This window comes from Arcobacter denitrificans (SeqCode) (assembly GCF_048571185.1).
Taxonomy (GTDB): domain Bacteria; phylum Campylobacterota; class Campylobacteria; order Campylobacterales; family Arcobacteraceae; genus Arcobacter; species Arcobacter denitrificans.
In genome coordinates this window covers 1,942,506-1,960,860 of record NZ_CP182350.1, presented here as the reverse complement: position 1 = coordinate 1,960,860, position 18,355 = coordinate 1,942,506, and the positions used below count along the sequence as shown (strand labels likewise).

Genomic DNA, 18,355 nt, shown 5'->3' with positions numbered 1-18,355 from the left:
TTATGCTTGTGGAGCTTGTTGCTTTCTAGCTTCTTCCATAGCTTTTACTTCATTTATAATTTGTCCCAATGAAATAAGTGCTAAGTGATAACCAAAAGGACCAAAACCAGCAATTACACCTGTACTACTAGCAGCAGTTATTGACTTTTGTCTAAACTCTTCTCTTTTATATATATTTGAAATATGTACTTCTACTGTTGGCAAGTTTACAGCAGCTAGTGCATCTCTAATAGCAATTGAAGTGTGAGTATAAGCAGCAGGATTGATTATAATACCATCAGTTTCACCTAAACACTCTTGAATTTTATCTACAATTTCACCCTCTAAGTTTGATTGAAAAAACTCTAACTCTATACCATTTTGAGAAGCTTGATCTTTCATTCCTTGATGAATTTGCTCTAAAGTCATAGGTCCATATATATTTTGTTCTCTTATACCTAACATATTTATGTTTGGACCTTGAATTACCGCTATTTTCATATTATTTTCCCTTGTGTAAAATTTTGGTATGATTATAATCAAATTATAGTTAAGGCTAAATAAGTGAGCAATTATATATTAACAAATGAAAATGCTATATATTACGAATGCAATTACTCTTGTGATAATGTTATTTTTATAAAACTAGGAAATGAATCTTTTTTTATCACAGATGCAAGATATACAGTAGAAGCAAAAGAGAAAGTTAAGAATACAGAAGTAATAGAGAGTAGTGATTTAATAAAAAGTGCAAAAGAGTTATTAAAAAAGGAAAAGATAAAAGAGATAATCTTTGATGGTAATGATTTTACTTACAATAAATTTAACGTATTGACAGAAGATTTGGACATAAATTTTATAAATCAAGTAAACTTTTCCCACTTAAAAAGAGTTATTAAAACAGATGATGAGATAGCTATTTTAAAAAAAGCTGCCAAAATAGGAAGAGAAGGGTTTAAAAGATTAGCAAAATATATCAATAAAAAAGGTCTAAATAAAAAAGAGACTCTGCTTTACTTTAAAGCAATAGAAGCTTATAGAAACAAAGGTGACTATGAGTTAAGTTTTGATCCAATCATTGCCATAAATGAAAATGCAGCCAAGCCCCATGCACTTCCTACTAATAAAAAGTTACAAAAAGATGATTTACTTTTAGTTGATGCAGGAGTTAAGTATAAAAGATATTGTTCAGATAGAACTTGTACAGCATCTTTTGGCAAAGAGTTGTCTTTTTCAAGAAAACAAAAATTTAAATCAAAAAAACAACAAAAAATATATGACTTGGTTTATAAAGCCCAACTAAATGCAATAGAAAATGCAAAAGTGGGAATGAAAGCAAAAGAAATAGATATGTTAACTAGAAGTGTTATAGACAAAGCTGGATATGGAAAATATTTTATTCACAGCACTGGGCATGGAGTTGGTCTTGATATTCATGAACATCCATATATAAACTCTAAATCTGATGTGATTATAGAGGATAATATGGTTTTTACAATCGAACCTGGAATTTATATACCAAATGAGTTTGGTGTTAGAATCGAAGATACCATTGTAATGAAAAATGGAAAAGCCCAAATATTATAAGCAAGCAAATTATTTACAAACTAGCCCTTTCTTGACTGTTTTACTAAAGATTATATAAGGAAATTATGAAAAAAACTATAAATAAGAACTTAACACTTTTTTACACTTCTAATTTTCCTAGATTTATAAAAAAATCCTCAAATAAAAAACACCTTATAACAATAGGTATTGGGGGAAATATTGGAAATACAAAACAATTATTTGATAAGTTATTCTTATGCTTACTAAAAGATTCTAGGTTTGATTTACTAATGACATCTCCCCTACTTTTAAATCCACCTTTTGGATATTTAAAACAAAACTTTTTTTTAAATGGTATAATTCGATTAAAATCTAATCTTTGTGCTAATGATATATTAAAAATCATGCAAAGATATGAAAAAAAATTCGGAAGAAAGCGGTCCTTTCAAGATGCGCCTAGAACCTTAGATATTGATATAATTTTTTTTGATAATAAAAAAATAAATACCAAAAAATTAATTATTCCTCACAAAGACTGGGCAAATAGAGAATCAGTGATTATTCCTTTAAAACACATGTATAAAAGAAATTATTAAATATATAGTTCCCTTCAAAAAGGAACTTTTTTAAGGAAGATAATGAAGAAAAAAGTAGTTGTAGGTATGTCTGGTGGTGTTGATTCCTCTGTTACTGCATTACTGTTAAAACAGCAAGGTTATGAAGTAGTAGGTTTATTCATGCGTAATTGGGAGTATGGAATAAAAGGAAGCCAATGCCCAAACCGTATAGAGTTTGAAGATGCAAAAAAAGTAGGTGAACTAATAGGCATAGAAGTCAAAGGTAAAGACTTTGTAGAAGAGTACAGAACTAAAGTATTTGATGTATTTTTAGAAGGTTTAAAAAAAGGGCTTACACCCAATCCAGATATTTTATGTAATCGTGAAATTAAATTCAATGTATTTTTAAATGAAGCAAAAAAAATGGGTGCTGATATGATTGCAACTGGTCACTATGCCAAAATAGCTAAATATAAAGACCACTATGTACTAGACACTCCAAAAGATAGTTCAAAAGATCAAAGTTATTTTTTGCATGCACTATCTAGCGAGCAACTTTCTCATGCTATGTTCCCTCTTGGTGATTTAACGAAAAAAGAGGTGAGAGAAATAGCTAGAGTTCACAATCTTCCTGTAAGTGATAAAAAAGATAGTACAGGTATTTGTTTTATTGGTAATCAAAGATTTGATGAATTTATAACGCAACATTTAAAAGCAAATCCAGGTGATATTGTAGATGAAAATGGAAAGGTATTAGGAAAACATAAAGGTCTTATTTGTTACACATTAGGGCAGAGAAAAGGTATTGGTCTTGGAGGTATTAAAGAGACTGAATCAGCTGGTCATATCCATAACCCATGGTATGCAGCTAAAAAAAATATGGAAGATAATACCTTAGTAGTTGTACAAGATACCAACCACTCCTTACTTATGAACCAAAATGTTGAAGCCAGTCATATGCACTGGGTATTAGAGGAGCCACCTAAAGTTGGTGACAAATTAATAGCACAAGTTCGTTATCGTCAACAAAAGCAAGCCTGTACTGTAATCAAAGCCAATGAAGATAAAGTTCTAGTTGAATTTGACAAGCCTCAAAGAGCTGTAACTTTAGGACAAAGTCTTGTTTTATATGATGGTGATTATTGTTTAGGTGGAGGATTTATAAGTAATTACTACTAAGAAGGAATTTTAAAGGACTAAAATGAAGATGGAACAAAGTGAAATCCTACCATTAGGTAAAAAAGTAATGGTAGGGATGAGTGGAGGAATTGACTCATCAGTCACAGCATATATGCTACAAAAAGATGGCTATGAAGTTGAAGGTGTATACTTAAAACTTCACGATAGAACAGATGGCTATCATGAAAAAAACTTAGAATATATTAAAGATGTAGCAAAATTTCTAGATATTAAATACCATATTTTAGATTTAACAGATAAATTTACATCTGAAGTTTATGATTATTTTGTAGACTCATACTTAGAAGGAACCACTCCCAATCCATGTGTAAAATGTAACAGACAAATTAAATTTGGCGCAATGTTAGATTTTGCAAAAGAGCATGGAGCAAACTATCTTGCAACAGGACACTATGCAAAAACAGATGGAATTTTTTTCTATGAAGCTGATGACAAAACTAAAGACCAAAGTTATTTCTTATCACAAGTATCAAAAGATGCTCTTGCTTTTATGATGTTTCCACTTAGCACTTACAAAAAAGAAGATATTGTAAAATTTGGTGCCCAATTAAACTCTGCCTATAAAAAAATTACTCAAAAAAATGAATCACAAGAGATATGTTTTGTAGAGACTGTTTATACAGATGTTGTAAAAAAACATGCAAAGATAGATGTACCTGGAAATGTTTTAGATGAAAAAGGAAACATAATAGGAGAACATAAAGGTTTTGCACATTACACCATAGGAAAAAGAAGAGGATTTACAGTAAAAGGTGCTCATGAGCCACACTTTGTAACTAAATTGAATCCAAAAAATAATACTATTGTTGTAGGTAAAAAAGATGCCTTAGAAATCAATAAAGTTTTTGCAAATAATATAAATATGTTTATTGATGATAAAGAGTTCTCTTGTACTGTAAAACTAAGATATAGATCTGTATCAACACCTTGTGATGTAAAAATAAAAAACGATGATGTAACTATTAGCTTAAAAGAGCCAGCATTTGGCGTTGCAGCTGGCCAATTGGCAGTATTTTATGATGGACAAAAGGTAGTAGGAAGTGCTTGGATTAAAGAGACTATCTAAGACTTACTAAGTTTACTTTAGAGAAATTTAGCTATAATCGAAAAATTATTAATCACACCTAAGGAAAATCATGAGAGGATACAGACTATTTAGTGGCTCAGCTAACCCAGAGTTTGCAAAGAAAGTTGGAAAGTACTTAAATATTGAGATAAGTCCAGCAAAATTAACAAGATTTAGTGACGGAGAGATTTCTGTAAAAATTACAGAAAGTGTTAGAGGTATGGATGTATTTATTATACAGCCAACATGTGCTCCTACAAATGATAACTTAATGGAACTACTAATTATGGTAGATGCATTAAAAAGATCAAGTGCAAAATCTATTTCTGCTGTTATTCCATACTACGGTTATGCTAGACAAGATAGAAAGGCAGCTCCTAGAGTTCCTATTACTGCTAAATTAGTTGCAGACTTATTAGAAGCTGCAGGTATTTCAAGAGTTATTACTATTGATTTACATGCTGCACAAATCCAAGGGTTCTTTAATATTCCTGCGGATAACCTTTTTGGTTCAATTATGTTTATTGATTATATTAAATCAAAAAAATTAAAAAATCCAATTATCGCTAGTCCAGATATTGGTGGTGTTACACGAGCTAGATCATATGCTGAAAAGTTAGGATATGACTTAGTTATTGTTGATAAAAGAAGAGAAAAAGCTAATGAATCTGAAGTTATGAACATCATAGGTGATGTTAGTGGTAAAGATGTAATCTTAGTGGATGATATGGTTGATACAGCTGGAACTTTAGTTAAAGCTGCTGAAGTATTAAAAAATAGAGGTGCAACATCAGTTATGGCATGCTGTACACATGGTGTTTTATCAGGACCTGCATATGAGAGACTTGATGGAGGAGATGCTTTGGATGAATTAGTTATTTCTGATACAATACCTTTAAAACGAGAACATGATAAAATTACAGTATTAACAGCTTCAAATATTATTGGGGAAACTATAAGAAGAATCCATAATAATGAATCTGTAAATAGTATATTTGTAAAATAAGGATTTAAAATGATGGAAAGAAATGCAATCCTGCTAGCAGGTAAAAAGTTATTAATGACAAGTTTAATTTGCTCGTCTGTTTTATTTGCAGCACAAAGCGAATATAAATATGAAATTACACCAATGATTAGTGGTGCAGTTACTGAAGGGAATTTAGACCTTGATAGAAACTATGCAAATGCAGGTTTATCTTTAGGGATTAATTTAGATGAAGACTCAATGTTTGACCAAATCGAGTTAGGATTTTTACAAACTCTTGGAGATGTTGATTATAAAAATAGTACTTCAAATACTTCTGTAAGTAGATTTTTTACAAACTTAATTAAAGAGTATAAGTTAAATGAAAAATCTTCACTTTATGCATTAGCAGGTCTTGGGGTTGAAGTTTATGGAAATGAACAATTCAGTAATGAAACTGGTCCTTTTGGTAATTATGGTATTGGATATAAATATAAACTTGATAACGATATGGCAATCAAAACTGATATAAGACATTTAGTTTCACTTGATAATGGAAATAATAATCTTATTTATACAGTTGGATTATCTATTCCTTTTGGTAAAAAAGCAGCACCAGAAGCTCCTATGATGAAAGAAGAACCAAAAGCTGAACCAATGAAAGAAGAACCAAAGGTTTTAGATAGTGATAAAGATGGTGTTATTGATTCAATGGATAAATGTCCAAATACTATGAGTGATGTAAGTGTTAATGCTCAAGGTTGTATGAAAATGGTTGATTTAAAAATCTATTTTCCAATCAACTCTTCTGTTATAGATGAAAATTATACACACAGAATAAAAGAGTTTGCAGAATTTTTAAAAAAACACCCAAAAATTAAAGCAACAATTGATGGACATACAGATTATACTGGTACTGAAAAATATAACTTATGGTTATCAAAAAGAAGAGCAGAATCTGCTGCAAAAGCTTTAGAAAAATATGATGTAGCTGCTGATAGATTAACAACTATTGGTTATGGGGAAACAAGACCGAAAGCCACTAATAAAACTAAAGAGGGAAGAGCTCAAAATAGACGAATTGAAGCTACAATCTCAAAATAATCTCATATATGATTTTAGGCATTTTGCCTAAAATCAATACTTTTTACTCTCTTAACATTATCATTACAATTTTTTAGATATAATCGCGAATATAAATATAAACATAGGATTTATTTTGCAAGAAAACATAAGAAACTTTTCAATTATCGCTCATATTGACCATGGAAAATCAACCCTTGCTGATAGAATTATACAAGAGTGTGGTTCAGTTGCAGATAGAGATATGTCTGCTCAAATGATGGACACAATGGATATAGAAAAAGAGCGTGGTATTACAATTAAAGCTCAAAGTGTACGATTAGATTACGTAAAAGATGGACAACACTATGTTTTAAATCTAATTGACACTCCAGGACATGTTGACTTCTCTTATGAAGTGAGTCGTTCTTTAGCTTCATCTGATGGTGCACTTTTGATTGTAGATTCAACACAAGGTGTTGAAGCACAAACTATTGCAAATGTGTATATTGCTATGGAGAATGATTTAGAACTTTTACCTGTAGTAAATAAAATTGACCTACCAAGTGCAGACCCATTAAGAGTCTTAGAAGAAGTTGAAGATGCTATTGGAGTAGATTGTACTGAGCATAATCTAATCTCTGCAAAAACAGGTCTAGGAGTTAGAGATTTAATTGATTCAATTGTTGATAGAGTTCCAGCACCCGTTGGTGACACTAATGCCCCAACAAAAGCACTTATTTATGATTCTTGGTTTGATAGTTATTTAGGAGCATTAGCTCTAGTTAGAGTCTACGAAGGAAGTATTAAAAAAGGTCAAGTTGTAAGAATGATGAATACAGAACATGAGCAACAAGTATTATCTTTAATGTACCCTCACCCACTTAAAAAACAAACTACAGATGAAATCAAGACTGGTGAAATTGGTATTGTTGTACTTGGTATTAAAACTGTTGATATTATTGCAGTAGGTGATACTATTACAGATGCAAAAAATAGAACACCTAAAGCTATTGATGGATTTGAACCAGCAAAACCTTTTGTATTTGCAGGAATCTATCCAATTGATACAGATAAGTTTGAAGACTTAAGAGATGCCCTAGATAAACTTAGACTTAATGATAGTTCAATCTCTTTTGAACCAGAAAGTTCAGCAGCACTTGGAAGCGGTTTTAGAACAGGATTTTTAGGTATGCTTCATATGGAAGTTATCAAAGAAAGACTAGAAAGAGAGTTTAACTTAGATTTAATAGCAACTGCTCCAACTGTTATTTATGAAGTTCTTAAAAATGATGGAGAAAAAATTATTATTCAAAATCCATCAGAATTACCAGAACCAAACCATATAGATACAATTTTTGAACCATATGTAAAAGCTACTATTTTAGTACCTGATGAGTTTTTGGGAAATGTAATCAAACTTCTAAATGACAAAAGAGGTATCCAAAATAAAATGGATTACATAGGAAAAAGAGTTTTACTTGATTATGATATTCCTATGAATGAAATTGTTATGGATTTTTACGATAAATTAAAATCTACAACAAAAGGTTATGCCTCTTTTGATTATGAGCCAGTAGGTTTTAGACCTGGAGTTTTACAAAAACTTGACATAAAAGTTGCAGGTGAAGTAGTAGATGCCCTATCAATTATTGTGCCAGAGAACAAGGCTCTAAGTAAAGGAAGAGAGTTTATCAAAGCCTTAAAAGAGTTAATCCCAAGACAACTATTTGAAGTAGCAATACAAGCAAGTATTGGAAGTAATATTATCGCAAGAGAGACAGTAAAATCTACAGGTAAAAACGTAACAGCTAAATGTTATGGTGGGGATATTACGAGAAAAAGAAAACTGCTTGAAAAACAAAAAGCAGGTAAGAAAAGAATGAAATCGATTGGAAAAGTTAATGTACCGCAAGAGGCCTTTATGGCCGTGTTGAAGATTTAATCTTCAGCACATCTTCTGCCTTGGAACTTCAATTTTCAATGCTCATTTATCTTTAGTAAACTCCGCTTTAAAATTAAAACTCCGCCTTGAATCTATACTAAATATTAAATCTCAACAATTATTTTTAAATCTGCCATTCTGCATGAAAAGTTTCATTATTGCAAATTTTTTATTATTTTGTAAAAATTATAGTATAATATTACTACTATATAGGGGTTATAATGAAATTATTAATATTATTATTTTATTGTCTCTTTTTTATTTCCTGTGCACCAAGGGAAACTACAATTGAAGATTGTAAAAAACAAAACAAAAAATACAAAATAGAAAATAGCTTTAATTTTATAAAAGGTGAGAAAGTAAAAAAAATAATTTGTATAGATAAACTTAATAACAAATTAAAATAATATATATTATTATTTTAAATGAGATGCTTAACTTGTGAAAAACTTTCATTCCAAATAATTTGTAAAGATTGTCAAAAGAATCTTTTAACGCCTTCTTTTTACAAAAGAGAGATAGAAGAAGGCTTTTATAACTACTCATTTTATACTCTTTCTGAACTTGAGGATTTAATATCTTCTAAGTATTATTTCTTTGGTGATAGAGTTTTTAATATTCTTGCTAAACTATCTTTTGAAAAGTTTGCTTTGAACTTTTTTTATGAAAAGCAAGTATTGGCTGTACCTATTGATGACCATACTCGACATGAGTTTTCACACTCTGCTATTTTGGCTCGGGCTTTAAAATCTGAGTTTATTCTGCCTTCTTATAATACATTAAGAGCTACAAATATTGTCAAATATGCTGGGCGTGATAAGGAGTTTAGAGAAAAAAATCCTCGACATTTTCAACTTACAAATTTTCATGATAAAACAACAATTTTATGTGATGATATTATTACTACTGGTGCTACAATTAGGGAAGCTAAAAAGGCTTTGGAAAAGAAAAATAATAAAGTACTCTTTTCTTTAACCCTCGCTGATGCAAAACTTTAGTATAATTTATTATTAAACTAAGGATAATTCATTATCCTCTTTAGGATTTGCTTCTTTAGATGTGGCTTTGCCACTTCGTTAAAAGAAGTGATAAATGAATTAGGTTCCCTTTAATTGGTGGAACCAATAAAAGGGAAAGCGTGATTGGAATTATTGATTATAATATGGGAAACTTAGCAAGTGTTTACAATGCTTGTCATTTAATAGATGCAAAAGCATCAATTATTAAAGACCCAAATGAACTAAAAAAATATGACAGAATTATTTTACCTGGTGTTGGTGCTTTTGGTGATGCAATGAGTCATTTAAATGAAACAGGGATGAAAGAAGCGATTTTAGAGTTTGCTAAAACTGGTAAACCTATGATTGGTATATGTTTAGGGATGCAGCTTCTTTTTGAAAGCTCAAAAGAGTTTGGTCATAGTGATGGTTTGGGACTTATAAATGGTGAAGTTGTAAAATTTGATAGAACTAAGATGCATGAAGATTTTAAGATTCCTCATATGGGTTGGAATACAATTATAAATAAAAATGACCCTTTATTTGATGGACTTGAAAATCCCTATTTATATTTTGTTCACTCTTTCCATGCGGTTACTAGTGAAGAAAATATTATAGGAAAAACAGTTTATGGATATGATTTTGTTAGTGCTGTAAAAAAAGATAATATTTATGGACTACAACCACATCCAGAAAAATCTCATGATAATGGTATTGCGATTTTAAAGAACTTTACAAAACTATAAAAAAGGATAAACCATGAAGACAATAGCAATATCTGGAGCTAGCGGTTTTGTAGGTAGTAGTTTGACTGAATTCTTTACACAATTTGATTATAAAGTTATTCCTATCAAAAGGGAGACTTTAGATAATAAAACAAAATTAGAAGAGTTACTTAACTCTTCTGATATACTTATTAATCTTTCAGGTGCAAATATTATAAATAGATGGAGTGAAAGTTATAAAAAACTTCTTTATTCAAGTAGAATTGATAGCACTCAAAAATTAGTATCTGCCATAAAAAATATCGAAAATCCACCCAAAATGCTAATCTCAACTTCTGCTGTTGGTATATATGATAACAAATCAACTTATGATGAAAATGGAAACTTCTCAAATGATTTTCTCTCCTCACTTTGTCAAGATTGGGAAAAAGAAGCTTTAAAAGCAAAAAGTGAAAAAACAAAAGCCTCTATTTTTAGATTTGGAATTATTTTGGGAGAAGACGGTGGAGCCTTGCAAAAAATGATAACACCATTTAAACTAGGGCTTGGTGGAGTAATAGGAAGTGGTAAACAAGCATTTTCATATATTCATATTCAAGATTTACTTGAAGCATATAAATTTGTTATAGAAAACTCTTATGAAGATACTTTTAATCTAACAGCACCAAAGCCAACCACAAATAAAGGTTTGACTCTTGCTTTAGGAAAAACACTAAAAAGACCTACTATACTTCCACTACCAGAATTTGTTTTAAACATAATTTTTAGTGAAGGTGCAAAAGTTTTAACAGATGGACAAAGTGCAGTTCCCAAAAAATTATTAGATTTAGGTTTTGAATTTAAATATAAAACAATAGAAGAGACAATAGAAAACTTATGTAAATAAAGGATAACATTTATGGATATACTACCAGCGATTGATTTAAAAGATGGAAAAGCAGTAAGACTAAGTAAGGGATTAATGGATAGTGCAAAAATCTATTCAGATGAGCCTTGGATGGTTGCAAAGAGATTTGAAGAACTAGGAAGCAAATGGCTTCATATAGTTGATTTAAATGGAGCATTTGCAGGAGAACCAGCAAACTTAGAACAAATCAAAAAAATAAGAGAAAACTGTAATCTTAAAATCGAACTTGGTGGAGGTATTCGTGATGAAGAGACTATCAAAATGTATGTTGAACTTGGAGTTGATAGACTAATTTTAGGTTCAATAGCCGTAAAAGACCCACAATTTGTAAAAGATATGGCAGCAAAATACCCAATTGCAGTTGGAATTGATGCTATGAATGGAATGGTTGCAGTTGAAGGTTGGGCAGAGGTATCAACTATGGAAGCTACAACTTTAGCAAAAGAGTTTGCAAATGCAGGTGTTCAAGCCATAATATGTACAGACATAAGTAAAGATGGGATGCTTTGTGGTGTAAATGTTGAGTTCACAGAGTCAATTGCCCTTGCAAGTGGAATTGATACAATAGCAAGTGGTGGAGTAAAAGATATCTTGGATATTAGTAATTGTAAAGAAAATGGTAATATTGCTGGAGTGATAGTTGGTAAGGCCTTTTATGAAGGTACTATTGATTTAGAAGAGGCTTTTAAAGTTTTATAACTTTAAAAGTCTTATTTCTTATGTTTTCTCAGTATAGGTTCTAATTTCCCTTTTAAAACATCTGCATTAAATGGTTTTACTATATAGTTATTAACTCCACTTTTTAAAGCTTCTACAACTTCTGATTTTCCACCCTCTGTTGTTATCATCAAAATAGGTGTTGTTGAATATTTAGGTAGTCGTCTTACATTTAAGACAAACTGCAATCCATTCATTTTTGGCATATTCCAATCTGTTAAAATAAGATCATAGCTATTTGTTTTAACTTTTCCTAAGGCAAATAACCCATCTTGTGCTTCATGTATAAAGTCACTGGAAATGCCAAGTTGTGTTAAAACATTGACAATAATTCTTCTCATAGTTGAACTATCATCTACTACTAAAACTTTTAAATTCATCAAACTCCTTTACCTAAAAGTAAATTATATTAATAATATACTTAAAATACCTTCTTAGTATCCACTTAATCATAAATAATTTATTTTGATGTTTCAAAATTTCAATAAAATTTCACAAAATATCTAATAGTTATATAGGAATCAAATTATATTTATGATAAAATTTTTTAAACTACTTATTAGGTTAAGCTATGGATTCTAACAAAAAAATAACATTAATAATTTTTTCAATGGTTACTCTATTAACAATAGTTATTGTTGCACTTGTTGCACTAGGTTCTAGACAAAGTGGGTATGATGGTGCTAGAAAAAGAGCATATTTAACAGCTGATATAGTTAAAAAATCATTGACCTCACATATGATTAATGGAAATATGCATCAAAGGGAAATATTCTTAGATAGTATTAGTGAACTTAAAGAGATAAATGATTTATGGATAATTAGAGCTAAAAGTGTTTCAGAACAGTTTGGTAACTCAACAATTGGAAATGAAATCCCAAGGGATGAGATTGATAAAAAAGTTTTAAGAACAGGAAAAGAGATTGTACTTCCAAATGAGTCTATAAAAAGTGCAACACTAAGAATTACTATTCCCTACACAGCATCAGCAATTGATAAACCAAACTGTTTAAGTTGCCATAATGCAAAAGAAGGAGAAGTTTTAGGAGCCATTTCTTTAAAGTTTGATATACAAGATGATAGAATTTCAAGTATTGCTGTTTTACTTAATATTGTGGGAATTATTACTATATTTTTAATACTTATTCTTATTTATATAAGTAAAAAAATAAAACCTTATACTTCATCCTTTGATTCTATTACAAAAGTATTAAAACAAGTTCATGAAGGTAACTATTCAATAAGAGCAAAAGATGGTGTTCTAAAAGAAGATAAAGAGGCTTTCCAGTGGCTAAATGAGATTATTGAGAAACTTGAAACAGTATTAACTGGCATTGAGAAAAACTTAACTGCCTTTGTACATAATAGAACATCAAATGTAAATAATGACAAATTATTAACAGCAAAAGAGATAATAGAAGATATTTCTGAAATATATAATTTCAAAAAAACAATTGAAACAGATTTAAGTAAAGAAGATATTTATTATAGGTTGGTTCAAGTATTAGAAAATAGACTTAAAATAAAAAATTTTTATATCTTTGAAAATAATTTAATCAGAGATGAAAGAACTATGATATTTAGTACTGATGGAACAAAAGCATGTTGTCATTTAGTAAAAAATATAAAAGAGCAATGTAGAGCAGAAAGAACAAAAACAGTTGTCTTATCACAAAACTTTCCAGAGATTTGTAGATCTGCTATATGCGAAGGTTGTAATGAATATGTTTGTATTCCATTTTCAATCAATGAACAAAAAAGTATTACTATTCATATCTTATGTGAAAATGAAGATGTTCTAAAATACACTAAAAACCAAATAGGAATTATCAAAAAATATTTAGAAGAGACAAAGCCTATCTTGGAAAGTAGAATGTTAATGGATGTTCTAAGAGAGAGAAATTTAATAGATGGTCTTACAGGACTTTACAACAGAAAATACTTGGATGATTTTATTGATAATAAAATGCCTCAAGAAGTGTTACATGGGACAACATATGCTGTTATGTTCTTAGATATTGATTATTTTAAAATGGTCAATGATACCTATGGACATGATGCAGGAGATGCTATTTTACAAAAACTTTCAAAAACAATGAAAAGTGCAATTACTGATAAAGAGTTTATTATCAGATTTGGTGGAGAAGAGTTTTTAATTATTATGAAAAATCCAACAGAAGAGAGTGCAAAAGAGTTAGCAACAAGTATAAATCAAGAGTTTGCAAAACTTGTATTTACCTTCAACAATGATTCATTTAGTAAAACAGTTAGTATTGGGTACTCATTTTTACCAAGTGATACAGACCAAATTTGGAAATGTATCAAATATGCAGATTTATGTTTATATAAAGCAAAAGAAACAGGTAGAAATAAGGTTATAAGATTTACAAAAGACCTATTGGAAGGCAAAGATAAAGATAAATATTAATATTGCCTTCCAATTATTTTAATATTAAGATAACTTAATTATATATTGCATCCCTTCATTAGGAATAGTTACTATTTCAAACTCACATTGTAATAAACGAGCAATATTTTTAACATCAAATATAAATTTATTTTCTATTTTTCCAACTTCATCAAAAACAGTTATATCATTGGTATCAAATCCACTATTTTGAACAAGCACAGTTAGTACTCCTTTTTTAAAAAAAACATTAACAATAATCAACTTTTCAATTTTTCCTTTTTTTAACTCTTTTTTTATAATATCAAGGCAAGAGTGTTCAATAAGAGAAAATAAAAGTTGTTCAAAATAATTTTTATTTATACTAATTGACTTTGTTGATTCTATATTATTATTGTATTCCAACACAACCTTATATCTGATGTTATTGTACTCATAACCATTACATCTTCTTTTTAAAAGTTCTAAAGTATCATTTAAGTCTTGAGGATTAGTTATTATATCTTGAGTAAATTTCTTTCGTTTAAGTTCATTTTCAAGTTGCATTAATTTTTGAAATTGTAATCCACAAGAGTCAATTATCTCAATAATCAATGTACTATTTACTAGTTCTTCCAAACTTAATTTACTAACAATAGAATTGACAAAAGTAGTATTGATTAAATAAACAAAATAGCTTAAATTAGATAATATATTTTTAGCTTCTATAAAATATAACAATTCTTTTTCTAACTCTCTTTTTTTATGATCAGTAAGTACTATTTTTTGTAAATCAAGATGAAAATTTTTGATTGCAATTTCATCACTAAAGATTAAATTATTAAAATCTATATAATCTAAATTATTAACTTCTTTTAAAAAAACTATTTTTTTTTCTTTTAAATATTCTAATATACTATTGAGTTGTAGTTCTATTGCTTCAATATCTTTTTGTATTAACAAATGTGCCTTATTATAAGTATCTCTATTTAATCTTATCTTGCCCCTATCTTCACTTGAAAAAATATCAGATATATTAAAAAATTTATTATAATGCAATACTATTCTTTCAATGCTTTGTAAAAAAACATCTAATGAATCTTCTATTACGTTTGTATAAGCATTTTCATTCATAGTACACCTTTTAATTATTGAGGCAATTTGAGGTTAAATAATTTTTGTGATTATTTACCCAATAGTGATTATCACTAACTTGAATTGATGTATCTGAATCATGCTTGTAAATTGTATCTATCTCTATCCAATCATCTATTTTTTGCTTCATAGTAAACTCATCTTTATTTTTAAGAACACTTAAAATAGTTGCATTTATATTATTGTTATCTCTAATATTCAAGCCTCCAAGTACATTAACTGTATAACGACATGATTCATTAAGAATTGGTATTTGAACATTTTTGATATTTGCAGTTTTTTTTGTATTATCAATTTTTTTCACTTTTTTCCTTAAATCACTCATAAATACACCATTATTATTGATGTATATAGCATACCAATAATCATCATTTACATCTTTTAAAAGCTCAACCATTTTTGTTCTAGTATTGATTGCTATAATTTTGTGGCTTAAAATGGAATCTCCTTTTGTATATCTTCCATCAATAGTGAGGGTCATTTCATCTCCTTTTTTTCCACTTACACTTTTTGAATCATCAAGATATAAAACTACATAATCTTTACCATTAAAAGAATACATACTTCTAATTTTTAGGTTTTGTAAAGTAGTGGTTCTTATAAAATCTGTTTTAATTCTTGCCATTTCATTTTCATTGTTAAAAGTATTTTTTGAATACTCTTCTTTTGATAATACAGCATTTGTAGTAGCATTTTGTCCAGTTCGACTATTATTTATATTTAAGGAATTACCTTTATTTATATTATCCATTTGCTCTTTAACATAGTCATGTTCTAAGCCTGTAACTGCTTTGAAAAAATCTTGAGACTTTGATTCTAACTCATCTAATTTCTTGTCTGCATACATATTAATTCCAATTAATAGACTTATCATAACCAAAACCATTTTTTTTCCCACAAGCAGAGTTCTACTCTCTTTCATTGTATTTTTCCTTTTATTTAAATGTAAATTCATAATTAAATCCTCCTATATATGTTGGATATTTCAAATAAAATGTACCATTGTCATTCCATTCTTCGGAAGTCATATTTGTCAAATATCCACTATCGCCACCTTCAACAACCAAATAATCTTTATCTAAATCAAATAAATTAGTATTAAAAACTGGTATCATAAAAGTATTTGCAACTTTATTTTCATCTAAACTTCCTTCTTTTTGTGAAGACATTATTCCCCAACAATACATTTGATTATTGATATCTATTCCACACGTAGCATTTTTTTCATCTAAAACTTTTATAGTTTTCCATTTTATTTTTGACACGGTTGTAGTAAAAGTTGCATCACTGCTATTTGCACTTGTAACATAATCACCTTTTAACTCATGTTTCCCATTTACCCATACAATACCATCACTAGAACCAGCCAGTTTATTTGATAAATCAATAGCGACTATTTCACTATCATCTGCTTCTATATAATCAGAGTACGTCTTAATTAAATCATTTAACAATGTAACAATAGGCAATTCGTTCCATTTTTGTTGAATTCTATAATAATTGCCATCTTTACCTTTTGCAACAAAACCTTTAACACCACTTTGTATTGAAACAAAAGAAACATCTGATATAACTTTATGAGGAGTACACAAGTTAATCTGTTGATTTTGGATTTTGTGTTTACATTTTTCTTGATAATAGTCATCAAGTCCCCAAATCCAAATATCCCCTTCATTTGACAAAGCTCCTACTTTTCTATAACTATTTTCACCCTCATTTTTAAGATATGTTAAATCTTTAAATAAAACTTTTGAGCTATTATCGACTACTTTTAATTCAGTAGGGTTTCCCATATTATTATAATTTGCCTTTCCATTTACGATAACTCCTGAAAAGCCCGCATAATCTTTTCCCCAACGATATATTTGACCATCTCTATAACCACCATCTACATCATTATTGGCATTAGCTAAAATGAGCCATAATCCATTCATTGCTAAAACCTTAACTGCCTTTTTACCACTGCTTCCATCAAAAAACTTACTTCGATAAAGTACTTCTTTATTTACTATTGTAGTTACATTTTTAAACAATGCACTGTCATCATGTCCTGTACTTCCACCACAATACAGTTCCCCTTTTGTACTTACACCACAAGTACTATGATGCACACTACTAAATAAATCAATAAATTTAGGTCTTATTGGAGATGCATAATAATTATCACTGTTTAAATCAATATCATTTTCATTGTATTTAATATCATAGGTTCTAACTTTTGAGCGAACTAAACTTGTTATAACTGGATATTTACTTGTATTACTTGAGCTTGAATTTTCTTTTGTGTATGAATCAAGGTTTATAGTTGCAATTCTGTTTGCATTATTTCCCCAAGTATAGATATCACCATTGATTAAAGCTCCACCTGAAGTTTTATTGAATTGAATTATTGTTTTTCCTATATTTTTAAAGGAAACACCAATTTTTATGATACCACCTAGATCCCCAAGATATAAATATTCTTTTGCACTACCTTGTTCTATATGCAATATAACTTGCCCTGCATAAAGAATCCCCAAAGGCTCAACTAAACTTTTAAACTCTGATGATACATTTCCATCAACATCAAACAATGGTATACTTTCATCTATGATTAAATCTTTTCCTAGAGATAATTTATAATTACCACTTGAATCATACCAATGCAAAATTCCATCTCCATCAAGATAAAACTTATTACTTCTTTGGTTATACTTTGTAGTTATTTTACTTGTATGATTTAAGATGTATTTCTCATAAAAAGATAAAACTATATATAATACCTCTGCTTGTTTGCTTAAAGGTGGTTTTGTATAAATTCTATTTGAACTTGAAAAATAATAATCATATAAAAATGATTTTGATATTATCTCTTTATGAACATTTCCTACCAATTTATCATTTTCACTCACTAACTGTATATTTACACCAGTAAAAGGATTCGTTTTATCAAAATTTGTCAAATATCCTGCTTCAATTATGTCATCTATAGAAACTGGTTTTTCTCCTTTAAATTTAATATACTCTTTATATGCCTTTGCAATAAGTTCTTCTTTTTGTACAAGCTTTTTAATCTTTACTAATTCTATGCTGTCCATATAATTTTGTCCAAATAAAAAACAACTTGTAACTATAAATAAAAAGAAAACTTTTATAATAGACATATT

Annotated in this window: 18 protein-coding genes; 13 read left to right on the top strand and 5 right to left on the bottom strand. The window is 29.0% G+C overall.

Annotation, left to right across the window (positions count from 1 at the left end; translation table 11 throughout):
- Nucleotides 1–480, bottom strand: a complete 480-nt coding sequence (gene aroQ, locus ACNI28_RS09845) for a type II 3-dehydroquinate dehydratase (protein ID WP_419764083.1) — start codon at nt 478–480, stop codon at nt 1–3.
- A gap of 63 nt (nt 481–543) precedes the next feature.
- Here aroQ and ACNI28_RS09840 point away from each other — a divergent pair, with 63 nt between their 5' ends.
- The 12 genes from ACNI28_RS09840 (at nt 544) to hisA (ending at nt 11,650) form a co-directional block, all read left to right on the top strand.
- Complete coding sequence (locus tag ACNI28_RS09840) at nt 544–1,566, top strand: M24 family metallopeptidase (RefSeq protein ID WP_419764082.1); 1,023 nt, start codon at nt 544–546, stop codon at nt 1,564–1,566.
- Nucleotides 1,567–1,631: 65 nt separating this feature from the next.
- Nucleotides 1,632–2,123 (top strand): 2-amino-4-hydroxy-6-hydroxymethyldihydropteridine diphosphokinase, encoded by a 492-nt coding sequence (gene folK / locus ACNI28_RS09835; RefSeq protein ID WP_419764081.1) that lies wholly within the window; start codon nt 1,632–1,634, stop codon nt 2,121–2,123.
- Between the two features lie 42 nt (nt 2,124–2,165).
- The gene (gene mnmA / locus ACNI28_RS09830; RefSeq protein ID WP_419764080.1) at nt 2,166–3,263 is read left to right on the top strand and encodes a tRNA 2-thiouridine(34) synthase MnmA; all 1,098 of its coding nucleotides are present in this window, start codon (nt 2,166–2,168) and stop codon (nt 3,261–3,263) included.
- 28 nt (nt 3,264–3,291) lie between these two features.
- On the top strand, nt 3,292–4,350 hold the full coding sequence (mnmA, locus tag ACNI28_RS09825; RefSeq protein ID WP_419766465.1) for a tRNA 2-thiouridine(34) synthase MnmA: 1,059 nt from the start codon (nt 3,292–3,294) through the stop codon (nt 4,348–4,350).
- A gap of 70 nt (nt 4,351–4,420) precedes the next feature.
- Nucleotides 4,421–5,356 carry a ribose-phosphate pyrophosphokinase gene (locus ACNI28_RS09820; protein ID WP_419764079.1) on the top strand — a complete coding sequence of 312 codons (936 nt, stop codon included), beginning with the start codon at nt 4,421–4,423 and terminating at the stop codon, nt 5,354–5,356.
- A 9-nt stretch (nt 5,357–5,365) separates the two neighbouring features.
- Nucleotides 5,366–6,418 carry an OmpA family protein gene (locus tag ACNI28_RS09815; protein WP_419764078.1) on the top strand — a complete coding sequence of 351 codons (1,053 nt, stop codon included), beginning with the start codon at nt 5,366–5,368 and terminating at the stop codon, nt 6,416–6,418.
- 115 nt (nt 6,419–6,533) lie between these two features.
- The gene (lepA, locus tag ACNI28_RS09810) at nt 6,534–8,321 is read left to right on the top strand and encodes a translation elongation factor 4 (protein ID WP_419764077.1); all 1,788 of its coding nucleotides are present in this window, start codon (nt 6,534–6,536) and stop codon (nt 8,319–8,321) included.
- A 221-nt stretch (nt 8,322–8,542) separates the two neighbouring features.
- A complete protein-coding gene (locus ACNI28_RS09805; RefSeq protein WP_419764076.1) occupies nt 8,543–8,728 on the top strand; it encodes a hypothetical protein in 186 nt (61 codons plus the stop codon).
- Nucleotides 8,729–8,746: 18 nt separating this feature from the next.
- Nucleotides 8,747–9,319, top strand: coding sequence for a ComF family protein (locus ACNI28_RS09800; RefSeq protein ID WP_419764075.1), 573 nt, complete (start codon nt 8,747–8,749; stop codon nt 9,317–9,319).
- Nucleotides 9,320–9,459: 140 nt separating this feature from the next.
- Nucleotides 9,460–10,065: an imidazole glycerol phosphate synthase subunit HisH gene (hisH, locus tag ACNI28_RS09795; protein ID WP_419764074.1), complete on the top strand. Its 606-nt coding sequence runs from the start codon at nt 9,460–9,462 to the stop codon at nt 10,063–10,065.
- A 13-nt stretch (nt 10,066–10,078) separates the two neighbouring features.
- Nucleotides 10,079–10,930 carry a TIGR01777 family oxidoreductase gene (locus ACNI28_RS09790; RefSeq protein WP_419764073.1) on the top strand — a complete coding sequence of 284 codons (852 nt, stop codon included), beginning with the start codon at nt 10,079–10,081 and terminating at the stop codon, nt 10,928–10,930.
- A gap of 12 nt (nt 10,931–10,942) precedes the next feature.
- Nucleotides 10,943–11,650: a 1-(5-phosphoribosyl)-5-[(5-phosphoribosylamino)methylideneamino]imidazole-4-carboxamide isomerase gene (gene hisA, locus ACNI28_RS09785; RefSeq protein ID WP_419764072.1), complete on the top strand. Its 708-nt coding sequence runs from the start codon at nt 10,943–10,945 to the stop codon at nt 11,648–11,650.
- 11 nt (nt 11,651–11,661) lie between these two features.
- Here hisA and ACNI28_RS09780 read toward each other — a convergent pair whose 3' ends face one another.
- A complete protein-coding gene (locus ACNI28_RS09780; protein ID WP_419764071.1) occupies nt 11,662–12,048 on the bottom strand; it encodes a response regulator in 387 nt (128 codons plus the stop codon).
- 191 nt (nt 12,049–12,239) lie between these two features.
- Between ACNI28_RS09780 and ACNI28_RS09775 the strand changes: the two genes are divergently transcribed.
- Nucleotides 12,240–14,096, top strand: coding sequence for a GGDEF domain-containing protein (locus tag ACNI28_RS09775; RefSeq protein WP_419764070.1), 1,857 nt, complete (start codon nt 12,240–12,242; stop codon nt 14,094–14,096).
- A 24-nt stretch (nt 14,097–14,120) separates the two neighbouring features.
- On the opposite strand, the gene ACNI28_RS09770 is transcribed toward ACNI28_RS09775, so the two are convergent.
- From ACNI28_RS09770 to ACNI28_RS09760, 3 genes are read right to left on the bottom strand one after another with little or no spacing between them, the layout of a single operon-like run.
- Nucleotides 14,121–15,188 (bottom strand): hypothetical protein, encoded by a 1,068-nt coding sequence (locus ACNI28_RS09770; RefSeq protein WP_419764069.1) that lies wholly within the window; start codon nt 15,186–15,188, stop codon nt 14,121–14,123.
- Nucleotides 15,189–15,198: 10 nt separating this feature from the next.
- Nucleotides 15,199–16,164, bottom strand: coding sequence for a hypothetical protein (locus ACNI28_RS09765; RefSeq protein ID WP_419764068.1), 966 nt, complete (start codon nt 16,162–16,164; stop codon nt 15,199–15,201).
- The gene (locus ACNI28_RS09760; protein WP_419764067.1) at nt 16,145–18,352 is read right to left on the bottom strand and encodes a hypothetical protein; all 2,208 of its coding nucleotides are present in this window, start codon (nt 18,350–18,352) and stop codon (nt 16,145–16,147) included. Before ACNI28_RS09760 ends, ACNI28_RS09765 begins: the two co-directional genes overlap by 20 nt.
- Between the last annotated feature and the right edge of the window lie 3 nt (nt 18,353–18,355).